Source organism: Halosimplex litoreum (assembly GCF_016065055.1).
Taxonomy (GTDB): domain Archaea; phylum Halobacteriota; class Halobacteria; order Halobacteriales; family Haloarculaceae; genus Halosimplex; species Halosimplex litoreum.
Map to the genome: position 1 here is coordinate 1,406,940 of NZ_CP065856.1, position 24,964 is coordinate 1,431,903.

Below are 24,964 nucleotides of genomic sequence, written 5' to 3' on the forward strand. Positions count from 1 at the left end.
GGGAATATTGAAAAGTTCACTGATAGTGCCACCTATCACTTCGGAATACCGTCCGTCGCTGGGGGCCGACTCGTCCGGTCGTCAGAACAACCACGGTGAGACCCTCGCGACGAACTGCCGTGCGAGCACGAACGCGAAACCAGTGAGGCCGAGGACCGTGAGCCAGTGAACGCGCCGTTGCCAGGCCAATCTCACGTAGATGGTGAGCGTCAGCTCTCGCGCCGCGAGTAGACCGATGAGTGAGCAGACGAAAAACAGCTCGTACGAGAAGACGTCGAGAGCGATCAGTGAGAGGAGCGCAGTGCATATCCACCCCAGCGAGAGAACGAGAAACCGGTCGCGGGTCATCCACATAGCACACACCACGACGGGCCACCATACGAAGGTGTCGCCGTACCCGCTGTCGGACGAACCGCGATACCCACCGGTAACGCCGAGCCCGGGGGGTCGACGGTCGCAGTCTCCGATCGAACCGTGACCCGATCTGTAGCGCTCGAACGCACGAACGTTCGTCTCCGTTCACGTGGACGTGCATTCGTTCACGTCCGAGATGGCCAACGAACGTTCTTCGGTCGTCAGATGGCTCGTCGGATGGGGCTGGGGAAAATAGATAAAGGAGTGTCAAGAAGTCCAGCCAAATGGGCGTGGTGTCGTCTGGCCGCGTGGGGGGAGCCGACAGTCTTTCCGGACGGGGGCCACCGTTTCGGCGCCGAGACAGTGCAGGTCGGTTCGAGGGTCGGGAGTGAGTCGAGTGAGTTCACTCGCAGCCGGCCTGGAGAACGACCTCCCGGAAGAGTTCGCCACACTGCTGGACTGTGGCCGAGATTTCCTCGCCGCCGGGGAAGCCGAACGAACGGGCTCTCGGCCCGGTCTCTCGGTATCGGCGACCGAGTGGCAAGCGGTTCACGAGTTAGCGAGGCGACACGGCATGGAACCGCTTCTGATCCGGTCCGTGTCAGACCTGCGCGATGACGTCGGCGCGTCGGAGTTGCAGCGAGTTCGAGAACAGCGGCGCCAGCAGTTGCAGACCCGTGCACTCGAGATGGTGGCCGAACTGCTGGCAGTGCTGGATCTGTTCGAGGAGCGTGCGGTCCCCGTTCTCGTTTACAAGGGGCCGGTCGCAGCGACACGGGCCTACGGCGACCCGTCGTATCGCGCGTACGCTGACCTCGATCTGCTGGTTTCGCAGTCCGCCCAACGGACTGCGCTCGAAGCCCTCGAACAGCGGGGCTACCGACGCCAGGCGGTCAACGGACCGGTGTTCCAGACCGTCCTCCAGCGGCCAGGTGATAGCTTCTCTATCGATCTTCATACGCACGTCGTCCCCGAGTTCTTTCCGTTCGAACTCCCCTTCGATAGGCTGTACGAGAGCCGAAAGCCTGTCGAGGTGAGCGGACGAGCGGTTCCGACTCTCTCGACCGAAGACGCGTTTCTGGTCCACTCCATCCACGGGTCGAAACACCACTGGTTCCGTCTCGAGTGGGTGCTGACCACGGCGTTGCTGGCGTACCGCGTCGAGGACTTGGATGCGACACTCCGTCGAGCGACCGATATCGGATGCGATCGGATGGCGTTACTGGGGCTCGAACTCGCCGATCGACTCTTCGACGCGTCGTTCGGTTCGGCAGTCGAACGCCGACTGGACGGTCGAACCGGATCGGCGGTTGCGGGCGCAGCAGAAGACATCGTCGACTGGGTCGTCCACGAGGACTGGTCGGCAGACAACGGCAAACGGACCCATCTCGCGGACTTCCGGCTCCGTTCCAGACTCTTCAGCCGGCGTCGCGACACGGCCCAGTTCTGGATACGGGCCCTGACGAAGCCCCGTACCGACGACGTCGAGTGGGTATCCCTTCCCGGGTGGCTCTCGCCGCTCTACAGGGTCGTTCGGCCGATTCGGTTGCTCGTGGAATACCGCCGGGCGATGACCAACGGCCTTCCGAAGTGATCGAAGCCTCCGTTCGGAGACTTCGGACCGAGCTGGTTGTCTCGCCAGTTTTTGTGTGCTAGCCGACTTACGCGCCTCCGGGGACGGGAACCCGTCCGATCCGTCGATTTACCCGACTGAGTTCCCGTCTCGTACTTCCGAGACGGAGGGTCCAGGATAAGGTTTATTGACGTATGATAGAATCATCAATTCGTGCGTCTGTCCCGCCTCTGGAGGTCCGGTTCCGAGCCTGACAGACGACTCTGAGGGGAGCAGAAACCATGAACGAGACACCGAACCACGGATACAACGTCCCCGACGAGGGCACGACCGACTGGCACCTCGCACTGAATGAGAATTTCGAGCGCTTCGATACGGAAGTCGAGATCAGAGACACCGAAGCCAACAAAGGAGACTACGAGCCGAAAGACGGCGCGAAGTACGAAGCGACAGACTCCGGTGCAGTGTATCTCGGAAACGGGAACAGTTGGGTCCTCGCTAGTCGGCGCGTCCACTCACTGGAGGCGGAGAGTATCAACAGCGTCAAAACACCCTCGGGGACGGATATCGAATCGTTCCGAGCTGCGGCTGAAGGCGGTGGCGTCGTTCGTCTGAAACCGGGCGTCACCTACGAGTGGGACGAGACGTTCATCTTCGACCCGGAAGACCGGGACAGTAACCTCCGCGTCGAAGCCCATCGAGCGACGATCGAGCACGACTCCGATCCGGCCGTAGACGTCCGTACGATATACCGTGACGGGTCGAATCTCTCTCCGGTGACACTGACGTGGTCAGGAGGCACGTTTCGGGGACCGGGAGCGAACAACGGCAGCTCTGTGGACCCGGACGGGGTTCCAGACTACGCTCCGTCCGTCGAAACCGGGTCCTGCGTGTTCAGGCTCACTGATGCCTGGAATCACACGATCGATGTTCGGGCCTGTCGTGAAGTCCGTGCCGGGATTTACGTCCGTAACGAGGAATGGTGGTCGGAAGCCAACGAACTGAGTGCGGGCGCGAACGCCGACACGGTAGATTTCTGCTACTTGTGTCTCGGTGGCAGCTATCTCGGAACCTCCGGCGGCGGGAGTATGAGGGGGATGCAATTGAAACACGATTGGGGGTCCGGGAAAGGTAGCAAGGCCACGATTTATCAAGGCGGTGCGGGTTTTCACGGAGGAAACGTCTACCATACCGGGAATCTGCCGAAGAACGGCTGGGGCTGGTGGGCGGACGGAAATCTCGAAGGAACGGACGTTCACTGGGAGTCGGAGTTCGGAACCGAAAACAGCGTAGACATTCAGTTTGAGGGAAATACCAAGACACCACCCCCGTTTACTGCTCGGTTGACCGGATCGTCGGACGAGGCGGTTGGAGACGGGGGCGGAATCGTCAATAACAGATATCAAGACGTGTTCTTCAGACAGGGAGGAAGCGAGATGGGTATGACCGGCGCCGACGGTAAGAAAGGGTACCGGATCCCCGCAGGCCCCGGAAACGACGTGTGGTCTTTCCAATCACCGACCATGCTCCATCTCGGGTCGGTCGCCACGAACAACCCCAGCGACCTCGGCGCTTCGAACGGTAGAGACAACATCGGGAACGAACACACGGAGATGCGGTTCCACAACGGCTCGGGGAGCAAGCCAGTGGGCTGGTACTGGTGGGACGAAGACGGCAGCGTCTCTGAGGGGGACCGCTGGGTCAAAATCGGCGACCCATCGACGGTCATCTCGCCGTACTAGTCTCCCGCGCACGTGTTGTTGGCTACATCGATCGAGGGGAGACAGATCTGTGGAGCGACTTCGGATCGTTCTCGGCCGGCGACCGACTTCCCGGATGTAGAACAAGTATTATATCAGACGATGATCTCTTCGGAGGTAGGTACGGCGGCCGAAGCGAGTACGTGACAGGGCAGGGTAGGACCACTCCAGAGAGATGCTCGAATACTTCCAGCGGATTTACAGGCGCCTGACTAGCGGTGAAACGACCGAAGAGCAAGCCATCCAAAGTGGCGTCTGGGTAGCCGGGATCAACGTTGGAGACCGCATTCTCCAGCTCCTGAAAGTCGTCATCCTCGCCCGATTACTCTCCCCGAAAGCGTTCGGCCTCCTCGGGATCGCTCTGTTGGTGATCAAAGGACTCCGAAGGTTTTCGAACCTCGGATTCGACCAGGCCCTGATCCAGCATCGAGATGAAAACGTCGACGCGTATCTGAATACTGCGTGGTTGGTGAAGATCGCACGGGGCCTGTTGATCGCAGCCGTCGCGGTTTTCTCCGCACCGCATCTGGCGAGGTTTTTCAGCGAGCCGCAGGCGACACCCCTGATTCGGGCCATCGGTGTCGCGAATTTACTCCTGACGCTCCAGAATCCCGCGATCGTGTATTTTCGGAAGGACCTCGACTTTCACAAGGAGTTCGGATACAAAATAACTGCTCGTTTTGCGGACTTCGGGGTCGCCGTCGGCTTCGCGTTCGTTTACCGAAGCGTCTGGGCTCTGGCGGCGGGTATCGCAGCGATGAACCTCGTACAGTTCGCGCTGTCGTATCGGATTCTCGACTACCGACCCCGATTGGAGTTCGAACTGGAGTATGCGAGAGAGATGTTCGGGTTCGGGAAGTGGATATTCGCTCAGGCCTGTCTATCGTTCTTGCTCGTGGAAGCGGACGACGGGTTCGTCGGGTGGTTCTTTACCGCGTCGATTCTCGGGTATTATCAACTCGCGTATCGCTATTCCAACGCTCCCGCGACCGAGATTACCCAGGTCGTACGGCGCGTTGCGTTTCCGTCTTTTTCAAAGATTCAGGATAATCCCGTGAAGCTCCGAAATGGCCTTTTTCGCACGGTGAATTTGACCGCTGCGGTCTCGTTTCCCATAGCAGCCGGTATCTTCGTTACCGCGCCTCAATTTGTTAACGTGGCGTTCGGTAAGCAATGGACACCGATGATTCCACTTATGCAAGCACTTGCTCTTCTGGGTGGGGTGCGATCGATCAATGAACTATTCAATTCCTTATATAAATCGCGGGGAATGCCGGAGTACGTTGCGTACTTCCTTATTGTCCAGGTAACTATCGTCGCTATTGGAATTTTCCCTGTCGCTAAGTCATTCGGCGTACTCGGAGTAGCGTATCTACTTGTCGGCCAGAGTGTAATTATTGGCCCGTTGAAAGCGTACCTCGCTTTATCTCTAGTAGATGGAACTGGATCTCGACTCCTCCCACTGGTTTTTTACCCATTTATTGGGAGTTCGATAATGGCTATCGTTGTCACTTTTGTCAGAAGATACTTGAGATTTGGGCTTATCGAGCTTGCAGTGTTAGTAATTATAGGCGCAGCATCGTATATTGCAGTAATGATAGCCATTGAAAAAAGGACAGGATACGAGCTTATCGAATCGTTCAAAGATATCAGAAGTGCTGTGTCGTAACGGTAGAGGGGAACATAGTACGATTAGCGGTGTTGTGCCAGCGAACAAAAGATCGCACCCACGATTCGGCAGCCTCTGGTTCGGCGTGATTAGAGCGGCTCGTGAGTGCGATAGTTCGGGCTTTTAATTCTCGGAAGATTCGTTTTGATGTCGTATTGACTTCCACGGCGACGCATCTAAAATGGGATTTCAGCTCGTTAGAGCCAGAGTTAGAAGGATGGGCGCCACCTGTGATGAGTACGACTTTACGAAATGAACAAAAAGTAATTAAATACTAGGATCACGTTTGTCAATACAGTCACTTCCAAAGATAATATCTTCTGCCGTTCTTAGCCAGGGGTACAATGGATCTCGACAACATTGTTTGGACAGCGCTCGACCGATCAGAAGCTGTGCTACCGTTTTCACCGAAGCAGGTGATGCGGTCACTGGGATTCATACCTTGGAGATTGCGTGGACCGATAGTGAGAGCTGCCGAGTACCGTTATCAACGGGCAACGTATCCGGATCCACTCACACCGATCTGGGAGCGGGACTGGGATCTGCTCGTTGTTCTCGACGCGTGTCGCCCAGAGTGGATGGCTGCCGTGGAGGACGAGTACGGATTTGTCTCAGATACCGGTACAATTCACTCGGTGGGGAGCCATTCGAAGGAATGGATCTCAAATACTTTTACGAGCGAATACGACTCTAAGATGGAAGACACAATCTACATCACAGGAAATCACTACGCTGAGGGATTGGGTCAATCTCCTCTTCGTAAGTTCGTGACTGCACATGAAGTTGGCGAGTGGGCCTACGAGTCTGCGTCACCTCCAGCGAATATTATCACTGATTTAGCAGTCCGAAATTGCCGAAGGACTGAATGGGACCGCTGTATTGTTCACTATATGCAGCCTCACAAGCCGTTTATTTCTAGATCAGGTGACCGTGGCGACTTCACGGTAAAGGAATGGTCAACCAGATACGGCCCATACCATCGGTACTTCAACGGCGAGCTTTCTCTCCAAGATCTCCATGAAAAGTTCGTAGAAAATTTGCGGTACGTTCTCGACGAAGTGGAAATACTACTGAACAACGTTGACGCCCCAAATGCGGTCCTAACAGCGGATCACGGTCAAGCGCTCGGAGAGGGCGGACTTTGGGATCATACTCCAGGTGTGAATCACCCCTCCATGCGATCTGTCCCCTGGGTGGAGACTAACGCAGTTGACACGCACGGTCATCAACCGAAGGAGTACGAGTCAACCAAGTACGACGACGAAACGGTAAAACGGAACCTCAAAATGCTAGGTTATCGGTGATCTCTACTTAAATTACGTCCCTTTCGGATCAGCAACTAAACTCTACTAGTGCATCATCTATTTCATCAACAATGGATGGCCAATCATGCTCTTTTGCCCATTCTATTCCATTTTGCTCGAGCTCTATCCGAAGATCTTCATTATCCTTTAGCCGTAATATCGTTTCTTGCACCGAATCTGGAGAAGGCTCACAAAGCAGCCCAGTTTTTCCATCCTTGATCGCGGACGGGATGCCTCCAGTATCAGAACCAATGACAGCAGTCCCAGCAGCATTTGATTCCAAAAACGAGATGCCAAATCCTTCGATGTTTCCTGTCTCCTCGATGTGACGTGCCGGCATCACAAAAGCGTCAGAAAGGTTATAGTACGCCGGTAGCTCATCGTCTGGGACATAGCCCGCAAAACGCACGCGATTCTGTATCCCAAGTGACTGTACTTTTTCTTGAAGTTCACTCTGTTGCTCACCCGAACCTACGATCAGATATTCGACACCACTGACGCCTGCAATGGCGTCTAGAACTATATCGTGACCTTTCCGCGGGTCGAGACGAGAGACTGTAAGAATAGTGAACATTTCGTCGTTAATCGGAATCTCAACGTTGGACTCCGAGTTCTCGGTGGCGAACCTTTGGTAGTCAGTACCATTATGTATAACTTGCATTCGGTCACGCTCCGCCCCTGAATCAAGGAGTGCCTGCTTAGTCCAATCACTCACCGCGATAAAATTGACACCTGATCGGGTAGCTACTGCGAATCCTACTTTCGATATAAAAGGCCGGTTGCGGATCACTTCTCGACCATGTGAATGCACGACTACATTTTTGAACCGCGATGCGGGAGCAGACAGAAACGGCATTATCGAACAGAAATAGATCAGATCAAACTTTGCCTGATGACGTACAATCCATCGTAAGACGTTAGCACGGCCACGGAGACCGGAGAATTTTCTCTTTACTATCGTAGCATCGGAATTAAGAGACGGATCTCCCTTGTCTTTCTCCGTTAACACAGTTAGGGAGTGGTTCGTGTGAATAGCGAAGTTTTTCATCACAGTCTGGATTCCACCTGTATCGGGCGGAAAGAGTGGTGCAACCAGCAAAACGTCCATACGTGGCATCCAAGTTGAATTTAAATATAACTATCGCTGTCACGTGATGCACTCTACGTCACTACGTCTCCAAATTGCACTGTTTAATATGGACGATCAGGTATATACCATACCCGCTACATCTGAAAAGTAATGTCACGTGGCATCTTGTATATCGCTACGGGAGACCAATATATAAGCGAGGTAAAAACTTCTGCAGAGAGCGCCAGGGAACACATGCCGGGTATCGATATTACGCTGATAACGGACGAGACGATCGATTCGAGCCTGTTCGATACCGTACAGGACATGGAGGGCCTCGATGCGGACTTCAGTTCCTCCAATCTAGAGCCCGGGATGAGCCCGTACGACCGAACCCTGTTTCTCGATACGGACACGTATCTGACCGATAGCGTTCACGAACTGTTCGACGTGCTCGACGACTGTGACCTGGCAGCAGCCCTCTCTCCGAGCCAAGACTCCGCTCCCGGTGTCCCTGACCCGTGGATCCAGTACAACACCGGCGTCGTTTCGTATCGATCGAACGATTCCGTACGGGAACTGCTCACGCGTTGGAACGAGCTCTATCGGGAGTGGCGTAACGAGCGGGATATCGTTCAGAATCAGCCATCGTTTCTGCGGGCGGTTTACGATTCGAACGTGGACGTATTTACGCTCTCGGACCACTACAACGTCCGTCTGTTTTCACCCGGTGCGATCCACGGGGACGCCAAGATCGTCCACGGACGTCCGGAAACGGGGATCGAGAACGCGGCTCACTTGATAAACAAGAGTTCCAGGTGGAGGGCGTTTTACCGAAACTCGTACGTCTCGCGGTATAGCGCGTTCAAAATCGTCGAAGATGCCAGCCTTCGCTATCACCTCGAAAAATCTGTGTCTGAACGGGGAGTGAGGCAAACGCTACTCGAGGCACCACGGTATCTCAGCGACAGACTCTTCTGAGGCCTCCATGGACGCTGTCGATCCGTCGCTTCGTCCGGGGGAATCGACCGGACCTACCGACGGCAGTGCCGAGAGAGTTTACTATGAGCCCGGAACGGCCCACCGCGAAACTTCGATCGGTCGTGTCGACGGTGCTTCGAAGCACCTGTAACAGTCGACTCCGGACCGAGTGTCCGATCCGATCGGTCGGTTCGCTCTTGCCCGCTCCGTTCTCCTCGGTTGCCCGGGCGAATGCGACGGAAACGGCGCCGGGAGATCCGTCCGAGTGGGTATTTCGCGTTCCCAACCCCGGTTACAGTGTGTGATTTATGCAAAGTCGTGTTACGTTATCGAAATCTTGATTCGGCTGTCTATCGACCCGTCGTCTGATGAAAGTACAGAGGAGTCAAATTCGTCTCGGACTCTCGAATCCGAAACTTCTCGCACGGAAATTATCTCAGTTCTACAATTACAGGCGTTCGCAGTCGGACTACAATCCGGAGGGGATCGACTTCATGACGCAGGATTGGGACTGCTTGACCATTCTCGACGCCTGCAGATACGACTTGTTCGAATCGGAAAACACGATCGAAGGAACCCTTCGAAAGGTCGTCTCTCGCGGTTCGGCGACGCCGGAATTTCTGCGAGGGAATTTCCGGGACCGCGAGTTTCTCGATACGGTGTACGTCACGACGAATCCGATGCTCCAGCGCCACGACAGCGAGATCAACACGGTGTTTCACGAAGTAATCGACCTCTGGGCCGGAGACACCTGGAACGACGAACACGAGACGGTACTGCCGGAGACCGTCACCAGAGAAGCCATAAAAGCGGCCGAGGAGTTTCCGAACAAACGGCTCCTCGTCCACTACATGCAACCCCACTACCCGTTTCTCGGTGCCGACACGGATTTCGACAAAGGACACATCGACGATTCCGCCGCGGACGACCTCACGACCTGGATGCAAGTGATGACCGGTGAAGTCGACATCGCTCACAGTGATTTGTTGGAAGCGTACACAGAGAACCTCCGACGCGCACTGCCACACGTCGAAGAACTCGTCGAGAATATCACTGGAAAGACAGTTGTGACCTCCGACCACGGGAATATGCTCGGCGAACGATCGTCACCGATCCCCATCCGAGAGTGGGGACACCCCCAAGGAATCTGGACCGACGAATTGGTCTGTGTCCCGTGGCTCGAAACGAAGTGGGAAAAACGCCGGGAGGTCGTCAGTGAACCACCCGACAGCGAGACAGCGGGTAGTGAGTCCGACGCCGTCGAAGAACGGCTGGAGAGTCTCGGATACGTGGATACGTGACCGAGAAGTGCAGTTTACGAGATCGTGGAACAGCCACCTTCGAACCCGCTCTTCCGGACCTACGACCTGAACTCTCGAGAGGTCGAGTTTCGATCTCGGTTCAACGAGTTACCGTCGGAGGTACGGATAGTTCTCCGATAGAGACGTCGATCACGCATAACCGAGGTCTTCGAGCCGTTCGTGAATCACCTCGTTTTCGAGGTCGGACGTGACGGTGTCGGTCGAGTCTCGCTTTTCGGGGACGTCGCAGTCGACCTGTAGTCGATCGAGTATCGCTGGGGTCACGTCCACGTGGCGTTCCAGTTCGAACGGCTCGGTCGCGCCCCAGACACCTTGCGTCGTGTCGTGGTCCATTCGCATGTCCTTGTCGGGTCGGTAATCGGAAGCGGGTCGCATCCCGTGATCCGAGAGCACGAGCGTCGTGTCTGGGTCGATAGCGTCGACGACGTCTCCAGTCAGTCGGTCGACCAGCTCGTAGGCGTCCCGGATGATCGACGTGTCCTCTGTCGCGTGCATGATGTCGTCGAGACCCCGAAACATGAGGAACCCGACCTCCAAATCCCGCTCGGGCGAGAGTTTTTCGTAGAGTTCGACGTACTTCTCCGCGTTCGCCTCCATCCGCCGTAGATGTCGATCGCAGTACGGCCGTTCCTGTACCGACGGGTCGTTGACGGGCGACTCCTGCTCGACGTAGTATCCGGCGTCGTCCCCATCGTAGACGGTCTCCTCTAATCGTTCGGGATATACGACCGGGTTGCTAGCCTCTTCGAATTTCGGTGCAGGGATTCCCGAAACGACGACGCCGTTGGTCTCTCGGATCGGATACGTCAGCGGAAGCCCGTATACGAGGCCGTCCCCGTCGATGTACTCCCAGAAGCGTTTGTACGGGATGTTCGTACTGTCCACTTTGTCGCCCTTCTCGCCTTTCGTACCAGCCCCGAGTGCTCCCAGCACGCGTCCGATCAGAATACGTCGAACCAACGGGGGAAGCCACGTCTGGGTGGCGAGAGAGCGTATCGGACCGGAGAGCGGGTGATCGGAGTATGGACCGTACACGAAGCCCAACATTCCGTGCTCGGAGAAAGGAGCTCCAGTCGAGATCGTCGTCCACGCGTTCGCGCTGCTGATGTATCCGGCTTCGTCGAACGGGTGTTCGGGAAGTAACCGCCCATTCTCGGACAACGATTCCCAAAACGGCAGATCGAACTGTGACAGGTGACGACTCGTTGCCGCGTCCCACCCGATGACGAGAGTCTCCATAGTGGCTCAATCCGCAGGACACCTATTAGGAGTTCTGCGTGTGAACACTGTTCACAGCCACCGATACGAACCGAGTCGCCGATCCGTGCTCTGGACCGAATTCGAAGGTACGGCCGTCTCAAAGCTCACTCTGGTGATCCCCCAGAGAGGGAGCGGTTGTTCGGCAATTCTTTTCGATACACTTCCGTCTGTCCGTTTGTGTAGACTTTCGATTCGGAGGGGCCGACCGGTGAGTCGACGAACACGAATTGTCGCCCGCCGAAGGTCAGGCCGTCACTTGCCAAGACTCCCGTTCTATTCGAGAGTCCGGAATACGAGTAGACCGCTCCCGGATCGAGCACACTCGTGTTAGCCCTCCCGGTGACTCGGCCCGTCCGTTCAATCGGGACGTCCGGATTCGGTGGAACGATCCGACTCGTGTTCTCGGACCCGAAGCTTCGACCCCAGTCTTCCCCTTCGTTCAGCTGTGCGGTATCGAACTGTCGGAAGTGGGGTATTTCGTCTCCTGCCGGCGACGTGGCCTTGTCTGCGACCGGGGACGCGAGGCTCGTCACGGCCAAGAGGCAGATCACTACTGCCACGACGCCACGCCCGGCACTGATCGAAACCTGCCCGTCGGAGAACCGGTTCGTCTTGCCGAGATAATTAAAGACGATTCCTGCACAGACGTTGAACCCGAACAGACCCAAGAGTGCGTAGAACCGCTGCGGTGCGGTGTCGACGGAGTTCGTGACGATACTCACGACGAGTAGAAGCGAGACTAGCCCTATCCAGACGAGGACGTAGTCGTGCTCCCACTCGGCCCGCCGGAACATCCAGATCGCACCGATGATAAACAGAACGAACAACAGCGTCTGTGCGGCCGTACTGACGAAGAGCACGTCGAGCGGGAGATCCGAGTATCGGCCCGGCCCACCGGCCGCTGCACCGGCCTCCGTCTCGGTCGCACCGGTCGTGACCAGAACTGCCAGTACCAACCCCGCGACCCGCGACAACAGCGCCTCCTGGTGGAGTGGATTCCCGAGGACCCCGATCGTGTACAGCCCGACGAAGAAGATCGGCGAGCCCACCGGTACCTTCTGGTACTGCCCTTTCAGAACGGTGTGGCTCAGTCCCGAAAACAGGCCGAATACGGCCAAGAAGACGAGGCCCGCGCCCGCACTGAACCGGTGTCCGAAGATGATCGCCGGTGCGAGGACGACTCCGACGGTGAACCACGCTCTTCGGTCTTCCTGACGCGACGCCTCCGACTGGTACAGTTTGGCCGCGACGATGCCGAGCAGCAGTATGATCGGATAGAAGAAGTTGAGTTTGTTCGGGTGCATGCCACGGCCGATCATCCAGCTCATCACGCTGAATACGAGCGCGCTGTACAGCGCGACTCGTTTCGGGAACACCGGAAAGACGCCGTCCAGCATCCCGAGCAACAACACGGTTCCGGTCAACACCAGCGTCGCCAAGAGATAGTACGATACCTTCGCCGAAAGACCGGTCAGATAGGCGAACTCGGTCACGTACGCGAGATGACCCGCGTACCGCGCCTGAGATGCGGGGATATGATAGCTTGAAAAGACAGATTCGATCACGGGAAGGTATCGATAGTTCGTGTCCGGCGCGTACATCCCCGCGGGAAAGAGGAACTGGCTGCTCCAGTAGGTGAAAAACGCCAGGACGAGGATCTGCGGGACGACCCGAACCCGACTCTCACCTCGAGCGATCTGGTAGCCGATGATCCCGGCGTAGCCACCGAACAGGACGTACATCAGGTCCGGACGGTAGTAGGTGTTGAACCGGAAGAGCACGACCATGCTCAAGACGTACAGACTCGCCAGCAGGATCGGGACTCGCGCGTCGAGGGGGTTCGGGTCCGCGGCATCGGTGGGCGGCTCGGTATCGCGGACCCGACCGACGAGCGTCCCGACGATAGCGATGGACGACCCGATCACGACACCGAGGACGGGGCCGACGACAGACCAGAACTCGATGGAGACGAAAAAGTACAGCAACAACCCGCCGACGGCGAGCAACAGTACCGACGCGTACGTCCGAAGCAGTGCCAACCCGCCGTGGAACGCGCGCCCGATCATGGCCGTGGGCCTCGGGGGGACTCCCGGGCGTCCGCTCCGGATACGATCACCCGATCGGAGCGAGTCACGCTCGTTCGCCCCCCGTCAACTCCGCGTACTCGAGCTCGACGCGCGACGCGATCTCGCTCCACTCGTGGTCGCCGGCCCACGCTTCGGAGGACGCGGCCATCCGCTCGTACGTATCCGGGTCGCCCAGTAACTCCTCCATCCGGGCCGCGAGTTCGCCGATCCCGTCGCGTGGGACGAGATACCCCGTCTCGCCGTCGGCGACCGCGGTCGGGATGCCGCCGACCTCGGTGCCGATCACGGGGGTTCCGCAGGCCATCGCCTCCATGAAGACGATCCCGAACCCCTCGTACTCGGAGGGCAGGACGAACAGCTCGACCGACGAGTACAGCGACGGTAACTCCTCGTCCGGGACGAACCCCAGGAACGACACGTCGTCGGCGACGCCCAGATCCGACGCCAGATCTTTCAGCGACGACTCCAGTCGCCCGGTCCCGGCGATCAGCAGCTCCGCGTCGGTCCCGTCCGCCCGTGCGAACGCGCGGATCGCCTTGTCGATCCCCTTGCGCGGGTCGAGACGGCTGAGCACCAGTACCGAGGGCCGGACCTCGCTCACCGCGGGGTGGCCCCCGGACCGCTCGCTGAACCGCTCGGTGTCGATCCCCGGCGGAACCGTCCGGAGCTTCGACTCGTCGAAGCGATACAACTCGCCCAGCTGCTCGCGGGTGTGGTCGCTGACCGCGACGATCCGGTCGGCCAAGCGTCCGCTGACGGCGTCCATCACCACGTTGATCGGGTGGAACACGTACTTGAACAGGTAGTCTGGGGGGCTCTGGGGGTCGACCGACCGAGCCTCGTCGTAGGAGGTGCCGTGGCTCGTCAACACCAGCGGCGCGTCGATCGACCGGAGCAACCACGGGCCGAGCGCGACCGTCGAAGCCGGCATCAACGTTCCGTGAATCACGTCGTAGCGCTCGAAGTCGATCCGGCGTCGGCAGGCGATACTGAAATACAGCGTCGACACCACCACGAGCGGGCGCGCCTTCGTGATCCTGGTCACCGAGACGTTCTCCTGTGTCGGCGGCGGGTCGTCGCCGTCGGGGACCGCCTGGGTGTACACGTCCACGTCGTGCCCTCGTTCGCCGAGCGCGTTCGCCAGTTCGTAGGCGTAGGTCGCGCCGCCGCCCGTCCGCGGGGGGTACATCTTCGTTATCAGGCAGATCCGGAGGCCGTCGGTCATATCGTCGCGTCCTCCGCGGCGAGGTCGTCCGTCACTCGGCGGATCGACGCCTTCTCGGTCCGCGTTCGGTCGTGTCGGTCGAGCACGGCTGAGAGCGACTCGACGACCGCCCCGTGATCCGCCGACACGTCTTCGGTCTCGTCGGAGTCCTCGTGGAGGTCGTAGAGCCGTTCGGTGGCCGTCTCACGGTCCCGGACGAGCTTCCACGACGGCGTGCGGACGGCCCGGCGTCGGTCGTTCTCCGTCTTCGACAGCACGGCTCGGTCGGTGTACGCCGTCGGGTCGAACCCCGTGGGGTCGGCCAGGTCGGTCAGCATGTCCGGCAGCGACCGCAGCGAGACCTGCTCGTCCACCTGCCCGCGGACGCCGGCGTTGTGGACGAACATGGGCACCCGGATGTTCTCGTCGTACAGCGCCTGCGGGTGGCCGAAGTTACCGTGGTCGCCGACCGCCTCGCCGTGGTCCGCACAGAAGACGGTGACCGGATCGTGCGGGGCGACGGCGTCGGCGAGTTCGTCGACGAACGCGTCGACCGAGCGGACGGCGTCGCGGTAGGCGGCGCCGATCATCTCCCGGGCGTGGTCGGGGATCGCCTCGTCGGCGCTCTCCCCGTACCAGTAGCGCAGGATCGAATAGTACATCCGCCAGGCCGACGCCTCCTCGCGGAACCGCCGCGGCGTGATGTACGGCTGGTGGGAGTCGAGGACGAACACCCAGAGGAAGAACGGTTCGGACAGGTCCGACAGCTGTTCGGTGACCAGCTCGAAACTGCCCGGCCACTGTGAGAACCACTCCTTCTTGTCGCTCCAGCCGAGAGGGTCTCCCGGAAGCGCGTCGAGGCCCGTGTCGGCCAGTTTGAACAGCGTCGAATCGGAGAGCTGCGTCGAGGAGATGTCGTCGCTGTCGGCGCTGATCTCGAAGAATCGGTCGAAGCCCGCGTCGAAGTTGCTCTCGCGGGTGGTCCAGGGGTTGGCGGTGATCCCGGCGGTCTCGTACCCCATCGCCCCCAGCCGCTCGCTGAGGTGGCTGAACCGCGCCATGTGCCGGCCGATGCGCTGCTGGCGACCGCGCCAGTCGCCCATCGACCACTCCGGGTCCTCGGCCACGAACTCGCCCGTGAACAACACCGGGACCGACGACGGCGTGCGTGGCCCGGCCGCTATCGCCTGCGTGAACGAGAGCCCGTCGCCGGCGACCCGGTCGATGGCCGGGGTCAGGCTCGAGTCGGGATCGACGAACCCGCAGTGGTCGGCACGGAGGCTGTCGACCGTGACGAACACGAGGTTGCGTCGCTCCGCGCCGGGACTCGTCATTCGTTCAGGTACCCCAGCGACTGGAGACGGTCCTCGACACCGGCGTCGTCGACCGCGAGCTCGCGCCCCTGGGCGTCGTCCTCTTCGAGACTCGCGAGCACCTCGTTCAGGACGTACCCGGCGTAGTCGTCGGCGGTCTCGAACTCCGTGTGTTCGGCGCGCGTTTCGATGCGTTCGATCAGGTCGTCGGAAATCGAGATGTCAGCCATCGTTACTTGTACCCCAGCGCCGACAGTCGGTCTTCGATCTCGTCGTCGACCGCCTCGGTCTCGCTCGCCTGCGTCGTTCCCTCCGCGTCCGTTCGCTCGGCCACGTGGCCGCGCAGTTGCGCCGCCGTCTCGCCCTCCGCGTCACCGCCCGAGAGCGAGAGGTCGTCGGCCGTCGTGTCGTACTCCCCGAACCAGGTGGCCGACTCGCTCCGAGCGCTGAACCGACGGAGATGTGCGTCGCCGTCCTCGCCGCGCGCCTGCGAGACGACCACCCGGTCGGCGTACGCTTCGGGGGAATCGACGACCGCACGCAAGTCCTCCCCGGGGAGTCCTGTCACCGGTGTGCCCGCCGTTTCGAGTGCGGTCCGCGCGACGTCGAGCGTACTGGCCGGCGTTTCGATAGTGGCCGACGGTACGTCGGGACCGGCCATCACGAGCGGGACGTGGACCAGTTCGTCGTGCAGGTATCGGGGGTGCTCGAAGTAGCCGTGTTCGCCGAAGGCGTCGCCGTGGTCGGCGGTGAGGAGGACCAGCGACTCGGAGAGAAGACCCCGCTCTTCCAAGCCGTCGAACAGCGACCGGAGCCGGTCGTCGGTGTAGTTGATCTCCGCGTCGTAGAGATCCATCAGTCGCTCGCGCTCGGCGTCGGTGATGCTCTCGGGGTCGCTTATCGCCCGCTGATAGAGGTCCTGAGCGGCCGAATCCGGGACCGCCTCGCCGTGGAACTCGCGCTGGTACGCCGCGGGCGCCTCGTAAGGCCCGTGGGGGTCCATGTAGTGGTTCCAGAGGAAGAAGGGCCCGCCGTCCAGCGAGTCGAGCCACTCCAGCGACCGCTCGTTGATCTCCGAAGCGCGCGCGTAGTGGCGGTTCCGGACCTTGTCGAGCGCCCGCTGTGCGAGCGCCAGCAGCCTGTTCTTCCCGAGGTGGAGGTCGTCGTCGAAGTGGTCGAACCCCTGGTCGAAGCCGTAAGCCCGCGACACGAACGGGTTGGAGTGGAAGCCGGCGGTCTCGAACCCGTTCGACGCGAGCCTCGCCGCGACCGTGTCCGCGTCTCGCTGGTAGCCCGCGTCGACGGCGTCGTCCGGATACCGGCCGGTCAGGATCGACGGCACCGCCTCGCGAGTGTGCGAGCTCGCGCTGAACGCGCGGTCGAACCGCGCACCGTCCGCGGCGACGGACGCGAGAAACGGCGACGTCTCCCGCTCGTATCCGTAGCACGAGAGGTGGTCGGCCCGAAGGGCGTCGAATGTGATAAGGACGATATTCCGCGGCATGGCTATCGAGTTGCTATCCCTGTCGTTCGGAGTTAATGTTTCTCCTTCACACAAATTCACACTGCCACGAAACAGCGAAACACAATTACCGTGGGCCGCGAACCGAGGACCGACGGAGTCAACCAGTGCATATCGCGTTCGTCTCCAACGTCGTCTACCCGTTCGTCAAGGGGGGTGCCGAGAAGCGGATCTACGAGATCGGACGCCGTCTCGCTCGGGACGGACACGCGGTGTCGGTCTACGGGCGTCACTACTGGGACGGTCCCGAAGTTATCGAGTACGAGGGGATGACACTCCGAGCGGTCGCACCCGGCGCCGACCTCTACGCCGGTGAGCGACGGTCGATCACCGAGGCGCTCGACTTCGCCGTTCGGGCCGCTCCCTCGCTCCGCTCGGCGCTGTCCGACCGCGACCACGACCTGGTCGTCGCGTCCGTGTTCCCGTACTTTCCCGTTCTCTCGGTGAAGGTCTCGGCGCTGGGCACCGACGTGCCGCTCGTCACGACCTGGCACGAGGTCTGGCGTTCGTACTGGGAGGAGTACCTCGGCCGGCTCGCCCCCTGTGGCAAGCTCGTCGAGCGGGTCACCGCGCGAACGCCGCAGCTCCCGGTCGCCGTCTCGGGCGTCACCGCCGACCGCCTCGCGACGCTCGGGCCCGACCGCGACCGGATCCGTGTCGTCCCGAACGGACTCGACACCCAGCAGGTCCGAGCGGCGCCGCTCCCGGACGACCCCGCCGACGGTTACGACCTCCTCTACGCCGGCCGGCTGATCGAACACAAGAACGTCGACCTGCTGCTGGAGGCGTTCGAGAAGGTCGCCGCCGACCACGACGCGACCCTCGGGATCATCGGTGACGGGCCGGAGGCCGACGCGCTCCGCCGCCAGGCCGAGACGCTCGACGCCGCCGCCGACATCGAGTTCCTCGGCTTCCTCGAAGCGTACGAGGACGTGCTCGGTCACATGCGCGCCGCGGACGTCTTCGTCTCCCCATCGACGCGCGAGGGCTTCGGGATCACGTTCGCCGAGGCGATGGCCGCCGGCTGCACGGTCGTCGCCGTCGAACACCCACACTCGGCGGCCTCGGAGGTCGTCGGCGACGCCGGCTTTCTCGCGGACCCGTCGGTCGCGGCTCTCACCGACGCGCTCGAGCGCGCCCTGGGCGGCCACAGCCCGGCCGTCGACCCGACCGAGCGCGTCGAGCGCTACGACTGGTCGTCGGTCGCACGGCAGGCCGAGCAGACGTACGAGCGTGCCATCGAGGGAGGGTGGCAGTAGTATGCCCGCACGAACCTCGCCCGAGCGCAACGGGGGGAGCTCCGCACGGACGAGTCCCGTGAACCCGTTCACTCCGCCAGCCCGGACCGATCTAATCAACGATTTTATACGATTCGCAGACGTCGAATTCGGCAACGCTCCGGTTTCGCCACCGGAATCGCACCCCGGCGGCGACTGGATCCGGGCTTCCCGGTCGCCCGACCGCGTGGTCGATCGGGTGTCTCGGTCACCAGCCAGAGAGAAGCAAGGACAGTAATGAGCTCTGAGACAAGCTACGAGTCACGGACGGTCGATTCCGATCGGGATACGAAACGGGAGGTACCACAGACACATCACGAACGAGACCGTGCCAGGGCCGGTAGCGCGAGTCTGCTGACGGTCGGCTATCGGGGCGGAGCGGTGCTACTGTTCGTGATAGCGGTCGTTTCCGGAGGGGCCGCGTCGTTCTATCCCTCCGCTTCGGATGTGCTCGCTGCGCTCGCGGGAGTCGGGGTGGTCGGGGCGGTCCTCTGTATGGTGCTTTCGAGCGGTGTTCGCCACCCCGTCGAAGTGAGCCAGAGCCTCTACGAGGCGACCGCCGACAACAGGGCCGCGATCGTGGATCACTTCGCCGTGACCGGTCATCGGACGTACGTTCCGACGGGCGAGCGTCCGGTCGACGCGCGGTTCTACGTCGGCGGGGCGATGGACCAGCCCGTCCCGCCCGCCGAGAACCTCGACTCGGTGGTCGTCGACTCCGACCGCCGCCAGGCGCTGTCGCTCGTTCCGACCGGTCGCGGCCTGGTTCGCGACTTCGAACCGTCGGTCGCGGATCTCCCCGAGGAAGACAGAGCGGTCGTACAGGCGCTGCTCGAAGGCGTCACGGATTACTACGAGCTCGCGGAATCGACGGGGCTCGAACGGATCGCCGACCTTGACGTCGCGGAACGGAGGCGAGTCACGGTCCGGGTTCGGGGAGCGACGGTCGGCGACCTCGGTAGACTCGATCACCCTATCCAGTCGTTCATCGGAGTCGGCCTGGCGGTCGCGACGGGGGGGCCGGTCGAATCCGAATCGACCGTGAAGGAGGGGACGGCCTACCTGTCCTTCGAGTGGAACACGAACGGCGACGCGTCGAGAGCGACAGAATGAGCGGGATCGTCGCGCTCTTGGATCGCGGCCGTGGCGGTGTCGATCCCGACCTGAAGGCGATGCACGAACGCATCGACCATCGGGGCCCCGACGGGGAGGGAATCTGGTGTGATGGTCCCGTCGGGCTAGGCCACCAGCAGCTCCGTTCGACGCCGGAGGCCGAACACGACGACCAGCCGTGTCGTGACGGCGCGGTCGTCGTCACCGGCGATATCCGTCTCGACAACAGAGCGACCTTGCTGGACGCGCTCGACGTCGCGAACGGCGGGAAACCGATTCCCGATAGCCGGCTGGTGCTCGCGGCGTATCGGCGGTGGGGCGAGGCGTGTCCGGACCATCTCGTCGGGTCGTTCGCGTTCGCCCTGTGGGACTCGGCGGCCGGGCGCCTGTTGTGCGCCAGGGACTGCTTCGGCGTCAAGCCGCTGTACTATCACTCCAGCCCCGATACCTTCGCGGTCGGCTCGGAGGCGAAGGCACTCCTCGCACTCCCCGACGTCGACCGAACCCTCGACGAGCGGAAGGTCGGCGACCTCCTCACTGGAACGTTCGAGGACAAAGAGCGGACGTACTACCGCGATATCCGCCGACTTCCGCCGGCTCACGCGATCAGTGTTCGCAGCGACGGTAGCCGGCTGTGGCAGTACTGGGACCTCGACCCGACCGACAGCGTCACTCTCGGGTCGGACGCCGCCTACGAACGGCGGTTCCGGGAGCTGTTCGAGCAGGCCGTCCGCTGTCGACTCCGAACCGACGGAACCGTTGGAACCGCGCTGAGTGGGGGGCTCGATTCGTCGTCGATCACGGTCGTAGCCCGTGACCTGCTGTCGTCGGCGGATCCGCTTCTGACCTTCTCGAACGTGTACGACGACGCTCCGACGAGCGACGAGCGGGAGTTCGTCGAACGGGTGACCGAGCGCGCTGGGATCGACTCACGGTACGTGTTCATGGACGAGGTCGGGATGCTCGACGACCGTGAGTCGATGGGTTGGCACTACGACCAGCCCCCCCACGATACGATGCACCACGCGATCTGGGAGCGGATGAAGCGTGCGGACGAAGCGGGCGTGAACGTCGTCCTGGAAGGCGCCCTCGGAGACAGTGCTACCGGGTACGGGCTGGGACTGATCCCGGAGCTGCTGCGGACGGGGCGATGGGGACGACTCGCGGCGGAGATCCAGGCGATCTCGGAGCGTGGCGGGGCGCCGAGACATCGGGTCTTCCTGCACCACGCCGTCCTTCCGCTCGTTCCGCCCGCAGTGCGCCGAACGTATCGACGGATCCGCGACGAGCCCGTGCTGGCCGAGCGGAAGAACCCGACGCTTCGCCCGGCGTTCGTCGACCGAGTCGGTCTCGACGAGAAACTTCGGGAGCGGTATGCGACCGGTTCGGTACTCAGGGAGACGGCTCGGCGCCGCCAGTGTCGGTCGCTCACGTTCGGAACGATCACCGCGAGCCTCGAAACGACCGATCTGGTCGCCGCTGCCTTCGGCGTCGAGCCTCGCTACCCGTTCACCGACAGGCGACTCGTCGAGTTCTCGCTGGCGATGCCGCCGACCCAACAGCTCTCTGAGGGGTGGACCAGGTCGATCATCCGACGGTCGCTCGCCGACCGCCTCCCCGAGGAGATCGGGACGCGCGTGTGGAAGACCGATATGAGCCAGGGGTTCTGGAACTCGCTCGCTCGAGAAGACGACCGACTCGAGCGCCTCGTCGCCGACCCCGGCCCGCTCGAGGACTTCGTCGACCAGGACGCGCTGCGAGCGGCCCACGAACGGTTCGCCGAAACCCAGAGCACCCGTGATGCGCGAGCACTCTGGCGCGCACTCTCGCTCTCGACGTGGATGAAGACGTGGGCCCACACGAGCGGTCAGTGACCCACGACTGACGTCGTGGGCTTGTCAGTGGACTCCCCTTCTGCCGCCGAATCGACGGAGGCGTGGAACTCGCCGTTCAGGCTCAGCGTCCCTGACGTCAGCGCACACTGACAGAGTGCGCCTCCACTCGAAGACGTCTGCCCCGAGTGGAGTCGCTCGAGCAGTTTGCGAGCGATGTTCTTGCTCGCGTTGTAGTCCGCATTCAGTTCGTACTCGCACTGCTGGCAGACGAGCTGGTGTTTCGACCGCCTGTTTATTTCGTGGGTGAACCCGCACTTCGAACACCGTTGACTCGTGTACGATGGACTTACCTGCGCGACCTCGAGACCGCACATCTCGGCTTTGTACTCGACGTACTCGAACAGGCGTCGGAACGCCCAGGCGTGGAATCGCTTTGCACCAGCCATCCGGTCACGAATATCGGTCAGGTCCTCGAAGGCGATATGCGTACAATCGTGGTCGCGAGCCTCGTCGAGAATCCGATTCGACGCGCGGTGTAATTCGTCCTGCATCCAGCGGTGTTCGCGGTCTTCCATCGACTGGATCGATAAGTGCGCCGACCGCGTGCCCGACCGTTGCATCGACCCGCGCGTCTTTTCGAACTCTCGGCGTCGGTGGGTCATCTCGTCGGCCTTCCCGACGAACGCGCCCGTCGAAGTCACGGCGAGCGAGCCATCCACGTTCAGGTCGACACCGAGGACTGTTCTGTGCTTGGCGTCCTCAGAACGCGAAGCGTTCTGATGGGCTGCATCAGACCGTGTCTGATGAACGTCTTCAGAAGGAGTCGTTGACGGCTCTTGGTCGTCTCCCGTTCGGCGCATCCGTGTGTGGAGATAGAACGACTCCGTGGAGCGGTCGTACTGGAGCGTCGAGGTGCGGAACTCGTAATCCTCGTTCAGTAGGTACTCGCCAATCGGCGTCCCCTCGGCGTCGTCGGGCAGCACGTAGTCACACTCGAGGCGACCGTTCACGGTCGAGAGCGAGACGTGGTCGCGGTAGAACGTCGCGGCACGTTTGTCGTAGACGACGCTCCACGCGTCGAAGTGCCGTTGGCTCGTGGTCTCGCCCTTCTCGCGTCGGGCGACCCCGCTTTTGGTCGCCTCGATAGCGCGTCGGATCCCTTTCTGGACGAGGTTCGCGGTTAACTCCGTCTCGTCGCGAAGTTGCTCGTAGAGGGCGTTCTCGGCCGTTCGCTTTGAACTCACGCAGTAGGCGTTCGGGTGTCTCCACGCCCACGCTGCGGTAGTGTTCGCACAGTGGAGGAACTGGTCGTTGGTCCGATGGAGGTCCTCGCACCGCCCGTCGGGTACGTCGAGTTCGACTTTGACAGTGCGGATCACATCCTCCATCTGTAGGAGACACTGCCGCGTATTTGGGTATAAAGTCTCGGCGTGGTAGGGGAGTCAGTCTCCTCTCGCTCGTGGATTGAACCGAACGGTATCGGATTCCTCCCACGGCTTGAGCCGTGGGCTTCCTCCTCGCATCTCTGTGAACTGACTTCACGCCCGTATCGGAGCAACCTTAATTATAGAAAGCCAACAATTCGGTGATGGGTCATGACAAGAGACACGGGTGACTACGGTGTACCTGAACTGACCGAATACGGGTCCGTTGAGGCAATCACGGAACAGCAATACAACAAAGACGGCACGTCGACCGACCAGTACACCGACGACACGAACGGTGAGATCGTGGGCTCGACCAGCCCGTATCCCTGACTCGTCGTCGGGTCGAAGCCGAGACCGTGCTGTCGTGACAGTCTGGTTTCCACGACAGCGCTGTGGGCCCTGCCGGGCCCCGTTCGGATGCCACTATCGTCGCTTGTGGACGCTTCCGATTAGATGTCACTGTCGAGGCGCATTCGAGATCCGAACGATGGGCGGATCCGATCCCGTCGTTTACTCTCGAATGCGCGGCAGATCACCGTTCACCAGTCGTTGGTCGTCGGTCACATATTCGTTCCCTCGGGTCACGATCCAGTTCCTACGCTAGTTTTATATTGATCGACAGGAACGATCCAGTTAGGATGACGCGTCAGCAATCCAACAGCGAGTACACGTCGCCCCAGATGACCGAATACGGACCCGTCGAATCGATCACCGAGCAGTCGAACAAGGAGGGAGGGGCGACCGACCAGTACAGTGACAACACTCCGCTCGTCGGTTCGATCTCGCCCGCGTCGTAACGTACCATCGCTTCTCGTCGGTCGATTCGATCCACCCGAAGAGACGTATCGGTCGGCGTCACCCCTCTACGAGTCGACCACACCGCGCGTCTTCGACCACTTTTTCGACCAGTTCCGGGAGTCGGTCGTGATCCCGAGGGCGCTTCAACACCCGGAACACAGCGGTATCGACCACGCGCGAACAGTGCTCGAAGTGAGTCTGGGACTGGGCCGTGTCCGAGAGCAATCCGCGCGCGTGCGTGCGAGAAACGAGTCCGAGCAGCTTCTCGTGACCGTCCAACGCCCCGAAGCCGAGGTGGTCACCGCGCTGGAGTTTGAAGCAGCGAGTGAGGGGGACGGGCTCGGGGATCTCGGACACCGACAGATACTGTTTTTCGTACCACGACTCCTCCGACGGGGTGGACCGGTCCGTGACGTTCAGTGCCACCGCGGCGTCCTCCCGCAAGCGTAGCTGCGGGACGCCGGGGAGGACCATCGGGGTCCCCGAGTCGAAACGGATCCCGACTACGTCGTCCTCCAGCATCGGGTACCCCTCGAGTTGCATCGCCGTCGCAGTGGTCGACTTCCCCGCTCCACGGGGTCCGAGGAACACGACCCCGTTTCCGTCGACGGCCACCGCGCTCGCGTGCAAGACGAGGTTGCCGCGCTGGTGGAGCAAGAGCCCGATCATCTCGTTTTCCAGCAACCGCCGAAACAGATCCCGTTCCACGAGGTCCTCGGAATCCGGATCACAGACGACGCGTTCACCCCCTTCGACCAGAAACGACCCGATCGTGTCGTACGAGAGCCGGCAGGTGCCGGGAGCCGCTGCGATCCGACGACCGTCGAACGCTTCGACCGTCTCGGCGACGGCTGTAACCTCCCCGAGACGGAATTCGACGTCGACGCTCGCGGGCTCGTCCGGGAGCGACGGGAGTTCGGGGAGCGTGAACTCGGACCGGATCGTGAGGTCGTACGCGGAGTAATAGTGCATTGGCGCCCTCTGTTGTCGACTCAGAACACCGTTGCGCGCAATTTAAAACTGCCTGCCCCGACCCCGTGACGGCGGTCGTAGCACCCCATAGCTGGTATCGGATCCGTGCCCCACGAACGATAGT

At 61.0% G+C, this 24,964-nt stretch carries 21 protein-coding genes; 11 read left to right on the top strand and 10 right to left on the bottom strand.

What is annotated here, in order from left to right; all coding sequences use genetic code 11:
- Positions 1 to 81 precede the first annotated feature (81 nt).
- Positions 82 to 348: a hypothetical protein gene (locus I7X12_RS06915; RefSeq protein WP_198063112.1), complete on the bottom strand. Its 267-nt coding sequence runs from the start codon at positions 346 to 348 to the stop codon at positions 82 to 84.
- Positions 349 to 751: 403 nt separating this feature from the next.
- Between I7X12_RS06915 and I7X12_RS06920 the strand changes: the two genes are divergently transcribed.
- The 4 genes from I7X12_RS06920 to I7X12_RS06935 all read left to right on the top strand — a co-directional run bounded on the left by I7X12_RS06920 (position 752) and on the right by I7X12_RS06935 (position 6,660).
- Positions 752 to 1,948 (top strand): nucleotidyltransferase domain-containing protein, encoded by a 1,197-nt coding sequence (locus I7X12_RS06920; RefSeq protein ID WP_198063113.1) that lies wholly within the window; start codon positions 752 to 754, stop codon positions 1,946 to 1,948.
- A gap of 260 nt (positions 1,949 to 2,208) precedes the next feature.
- On the top strand, positions 2,209 to 3,669 hold the full coding sequence (locus tag I7X12_RS06925) for a hypothetical protein (protein ID WP_198063114.1): 1,461 nt from the start codon (positions 2,209 to 2,211) through the stop codon (positions 3,667 to 3,669).
- 193 nt (positions 3,670 to 3,862) lie between these two features.
- Positions 3,863 to 5,356, top strand: a complete 1,494-nt coding sequence (locus tag I7X12_RS06930) for a lipopolysaccharide biosynthesis protein (protein WP_198063115.1) — start codon at positions 3,863 to 3,865, stop codon at positions 5,354 to 5,356.
- Between the two features lie 344 nt (positions 5,357 to 5,700).
- Positions 5,701 to 6,660: an alkaline phosphatase family protein gene (locus I7X12_RS06935; protein ID WP_198063116.1), complete on the top strand. Its 960-nt coding sequence runs from the start codon at positions 5,701 to 5,703 to the stop codon at positions 6,658 to 6,660.
- A 28-nt stretch (positions 6,661 to 6,688) separates the two neighbouring features.
- Here the strand turns inward: I7X12_RS06935 and I7X12_RS06940 are convergent, their stop codons facing one another.
- The gene (locus I7X12_RS06940) at positions 6,689 to 7,768 is read right to left on the bottom strand and encodes a glycosyltransferase family 4 protein (RefSeq protein WP_198063117.1); all 1,080 of its coding nucleotides are present in this window, start codon (positions 7,766 to 7,768) and stop codon (positions 6,689 to 6,691) included.
- A gap of 132 nt (positions 7,769 to 7,900) precedes the next feature.
- Between I7X12_RS06940 and I7X12_RS06945 the strand changes: the two genes are divergently transcribed.
- Positions 7,901 to 8,710 (top strand): glycosyltransferase family protein, encoded by an 810-nt coding sequence (locus I7X12_RS06945; protein WP_198063118.1) that lies wholly within the window; start codon positions 7,901 to 7,903, stop codon positions 8,708 to 8,710.
- Between the two features lie 368 nt (positions 8,711 to 9,078).
- Positions 9,079 to 10,011: an alkaline phosphatase family protein gene (locus I7X12_RS06950; RefSeq protein ID WP_198063119.1), complete on the top strand. Its 933-nt coding sequence runs from the start codon at positions 9,079 to 9,081 to the stop codon at positions 10,009 to 10,011.
- A gap of 150 nt (positions 10,012 to 10,161) precedes the next feature.
- On the opposite strand, the gene I7X12_RS06955 is transcribed toward I7X12_RS06950, so the two are convergent.
- From I7X12_RS06955 to I7X12_RS06980, 6 genes are all read right to left on the bottom strand, one after another.
- Positions 10,162 to 11,271, bottom strand: a complete 1,110-nt coding sequence (locus tag I7X12_RS06955) for an alkaline phosphatase family protein (protein WP_198063120.1) — start codon at positions 11,269 to 11,271, stop codon at positions 10,162 to 10,164.
- A 125-nt stretch (positions 11,272 to 11,396) separates the two neighbouring features.
- Positions 11,397 to 13,298, bottom strand: a complete 1,902-nt coding sequence (locus tag I7X12_RS06960; protein ID WP_198063121.1) for a hypothetical protein — start codon at positions 13,296 to 13,298, stop codon at positions 11,397 to 11,399.
- Positions 13,299 to 13,422: 124 nt separating this feature from the next.
- Entirely contained in the window at positions 13,423 to 14,604 is a 1,182-nt protein-coding gene (locus tag I7X12_RS06965; RefSeq protein WP_232343090.1) for a glycosyltransferase family 4 protein, read from the bottom strand.
- Positions 14,601 to 15,917, bottom strand: a complete 1,317-nt coding sequence (locus I7X12_RS06970; RefSeq protein ID WP_198063122.1) for a sulfatase-like hydrolase/transferase — start codon at positions 15,915 to 15,917, stop codon at positions 14,601 to 14,603. Before I7X12_RS06970 ends, I7X12_RS06965 begins: the two co-directional genes overlap by 4 nt.
- Positions 15,914 to 16,126, bottom strand: a complete 213-nt coding sequence (locus I7X12_RS06975; RefSeq protein WP_198063123.1) for a hypothetical protein — start codon at positions 16,124 to 16,126, stop codon at positions 15,914 to 15,916. The genes I7X12_RS06970 and I7X12_RS06975 overlap by 4 nt, the downstream gene beginning before the upstream one ends.
- Before the next feature lie 2 nt (positions 16,127 to 16,128).
- Positions 16,129 to 17,400: a sulfatase gene (locus I7X12_RS06980; RefSeq protein WP_198063124.1), complete on the bottom strand. Its 1,272-nt coding sequence runs from the start codon at positions 17,398 to 17,400 to the stop codon at positions 16,129 to 16,131.
- 125 nt (positions 17,401 to 17,525) lie between these two features.
- Here I7X12_RS06980 and I7X12_RS06985 point away from each other — a divergent pair, with 125 nt between their 5' ends.
- The 3 genes from I7X12_RS06985 (at position 17,526) to asnB (ending at position 21,682) form a co-directional block, all read left to right on the top strand.
- Positions 17,526 to 18,677, top strand: coding sequence for a glycosyltransferase family 4 protein (locus I7X12_RS06985; RefSeq protein ID WP_198063125.1), 1,152 nt, complete (start codon positions 17,526 to 17,528; stop codon positions 18,675 to 18,677).
- Positions 18,678 to 19,190: 513 nt separating this feature from the next.
- Positions 19,191 to 19,808 (top strand): hypothetical protein, encoded by a 618-nt coding sequence (locus tag I7X12_RS06990; protein ID WP_198063126.1) that lies wholly within the window; start codon positions 19,191 to 19,193, stop codon positions 19,806 to 19,808.
- Positions 19,805 to 21,682, top strand: coding sequence for an asparagine synthase (glutamine-hydrolyzing) (asnB, locus tag I7X12_RS06995; RefSeq protein WP_198063127.1), 1,878 nt, complete (start codon positions 19,805 to 19,807; stop codon positions 21,680 to 21,682). Before I7X12_RS06990 ends, asnB begins: the two co-directional genes overlap by 4 nt.
- Here asnB and I7X12_RS07000 read toward each other — a convergent pair.
- The gene (locus tag I7X12_RS07000; RefSeq protein WP_198063128.1) at positions 21,676 to 23,031 is read right to left on the bottom strand and encodes an RNA-guided endonuclease InsQ/TnpB family protein; all 1,356 of its coding nucleotides are present in this window, start codon (positions 23,029 to 23,031) and stop codon (positions 21,676 to 21,678) included. The genes asnB and I7X12_RS07000 overlap by 7 nt on opposite strands.
- Before the next feature lie 207 nt (positions 23,032 to 23,238).
- Here I7X12_RS07000 and I7X12_RS07005 point away from each other — a divergent pair, with 207 nt between their 5' ends.
- Positions 23,239 to 23,400, top strand: a complete 162-nt coding sequence (locus I7X12_RS07005) for a hypothetical protein (RefSeq protein WP_198063129.1) — start codon at positions 23,239 to 23,241, stop codon at positions 23,398 to 23,400.
- Positions 23,401 to 23,708: 308 nt separating this feature from the next.
- Positions 23,709 to 23,867 carry a hypothetical protein gene (locus I7X12_RS07010; RefSeq protein ID WP_198063130.1) on the top strand — a complete coding sequence of 53 codons (159 nt, stop codon included), beginning with the start codon at positions 23,709 to 23,711 and terminating at the stop codon, positions 23,865 to 23,867.
- Between the two features lie 58 nt (positions 23,868 to 23,925).
- Here the strand turns inward: I7X12_RS07010 and I7X12_RS07015 are convergent, their stop codons facing one another.
- Positions 23,926 to 24,840: a phosphoenolpyruvate carboxykinase (ATP) gene (locus I7X12_RS07015; protein WP_198063131.1), complete on the bottom strand. Its 915-nt coding sequence runs from the start codon at positions 24,838 to 24,840 to the stop codon at positions 23,926 to 23,928.
- Between the last annotated feature and the right edge of the window lie 124 nt (positions 24,841 to 24,964).

Coding starts and splice junctions, on each gene's coding strand:
- I7X12_RS07015 (WP_198063131.1), bottom strand. CDS start 24,840: ATGCACTATTACTCCGCGTACGACCTCACGATCCGGTCCGAGTTCACG.
- I7X12_RS06980 (WP_198063124.1), bottom strand. CDS start 17,400: ATGCCGCGGAATATCGTCCTTATCACATTCGACGCCCTTCGGGCCGAC.
- I7X12_RS07000 (WP_198063128.1), bottom strand. CDS start 23,031: ATGGAGGATGTGATCCGCACTGTCAAAGTCGAACTCGACGTACCCGAC.
- I7X12_RS06965 (WP_232343090.1), bottom strand. CDS start 14,604: ATGACCGACGGCCTCCGGATCTGCCTGATAACGAAGATGTACCCCCCG.
- I7X12_RS07010 (WP_198063130.1), top strand. CDS start 23,709: ATGACGCGTCAGCAATCCAACAGCGAGTACACGTCGCCCCAGATGACC.
- I7X12_RS06930 (WP_198063115.1), top strand. CDS start 3,863: ATGCTCGAATACTTCCAGCGGATTTACAGGCGCCTGACTAGCGGTGAA.
- I7X12_RS07005 (WP_198063129.1), top strand. CDS start 23,239: ATGACAAGAGACACGGGTGACTACGGTGTACCTGAACTGACCGAATAC.
- I7X12_RS06950 (WP_198063119.1), top strand. CDS start 9,079: ATGAAAGTACAGAGGAGTCAAATTCGTCTCGGACTCTCGAATCCGAAA.
- I7X12_RS06970 (WP_198063122.1), bottom strand. CDS start 15,917: ATGACGAGTCCCGGCGCGGAGCGACGCAACCTCGTGTTCGTCACGGTC.
- I7X12_RS06915 (WP_198063112.1), bottom strand. CDS start 348: ATGACCCGCGACCGGTTTCTCGTTCTCTCGCTGGGGTGGATATGCACT.
- I7X12_RS06975 (WP_198063123.1), bottom strand. CDS start 16,126: ATGGCTGACATCTCGATTTCCGACGACCTGATCGAACGCATCGAAACG.
- I7X12_RS06955 (WP_198063120.1), bottom strand. CDS start 11,271: ATGGAGACTCTCGTCATCGGGTGGGACGCGGCAACGAGTCGTCACCTG.
- I7X12_RS06935 (WP_198063116.1), top strand. CDS start 5,701: ATGGATCTCGACAACATTGTTTGGACAGCGCTCGACCGATCAGAAGCT.
- I7X12_RS06945 (WP_198063118.1), top strand. CDS start 7,901: ATGTCACGTGGCATCTTGTATATCGCTACGGGAGACCAATATATAAGC.
- I7X12_RS06940 (WP_198063117.1), bottom strand. CDS start 7,768: ATGGACGTTTTGCTGGTTGCACCACTCTTTCCGCCCGATACAGGTGGA.
- I7X12_RS06925 (WP_198063114.1), top strand. CDS start 2,209: ATGAACGAGACACCGAACCACGGATACAACGTCCCCGACGAGGGCACG.
- I7X12_RS06990 (WP_198063126.1), top strand. CDS start 19,191: ATGGTGCTTTCGAGCGGTGTTCGCCACCCCGTCGAAGTGAGCCAGAGC.
- asnB (WP_198063127.1), top strand. CDS start 19,805: ATGAGCGGGATCGTCGCGCTCTTGGATCGCGGCCGTGGCGGTGTCGAT.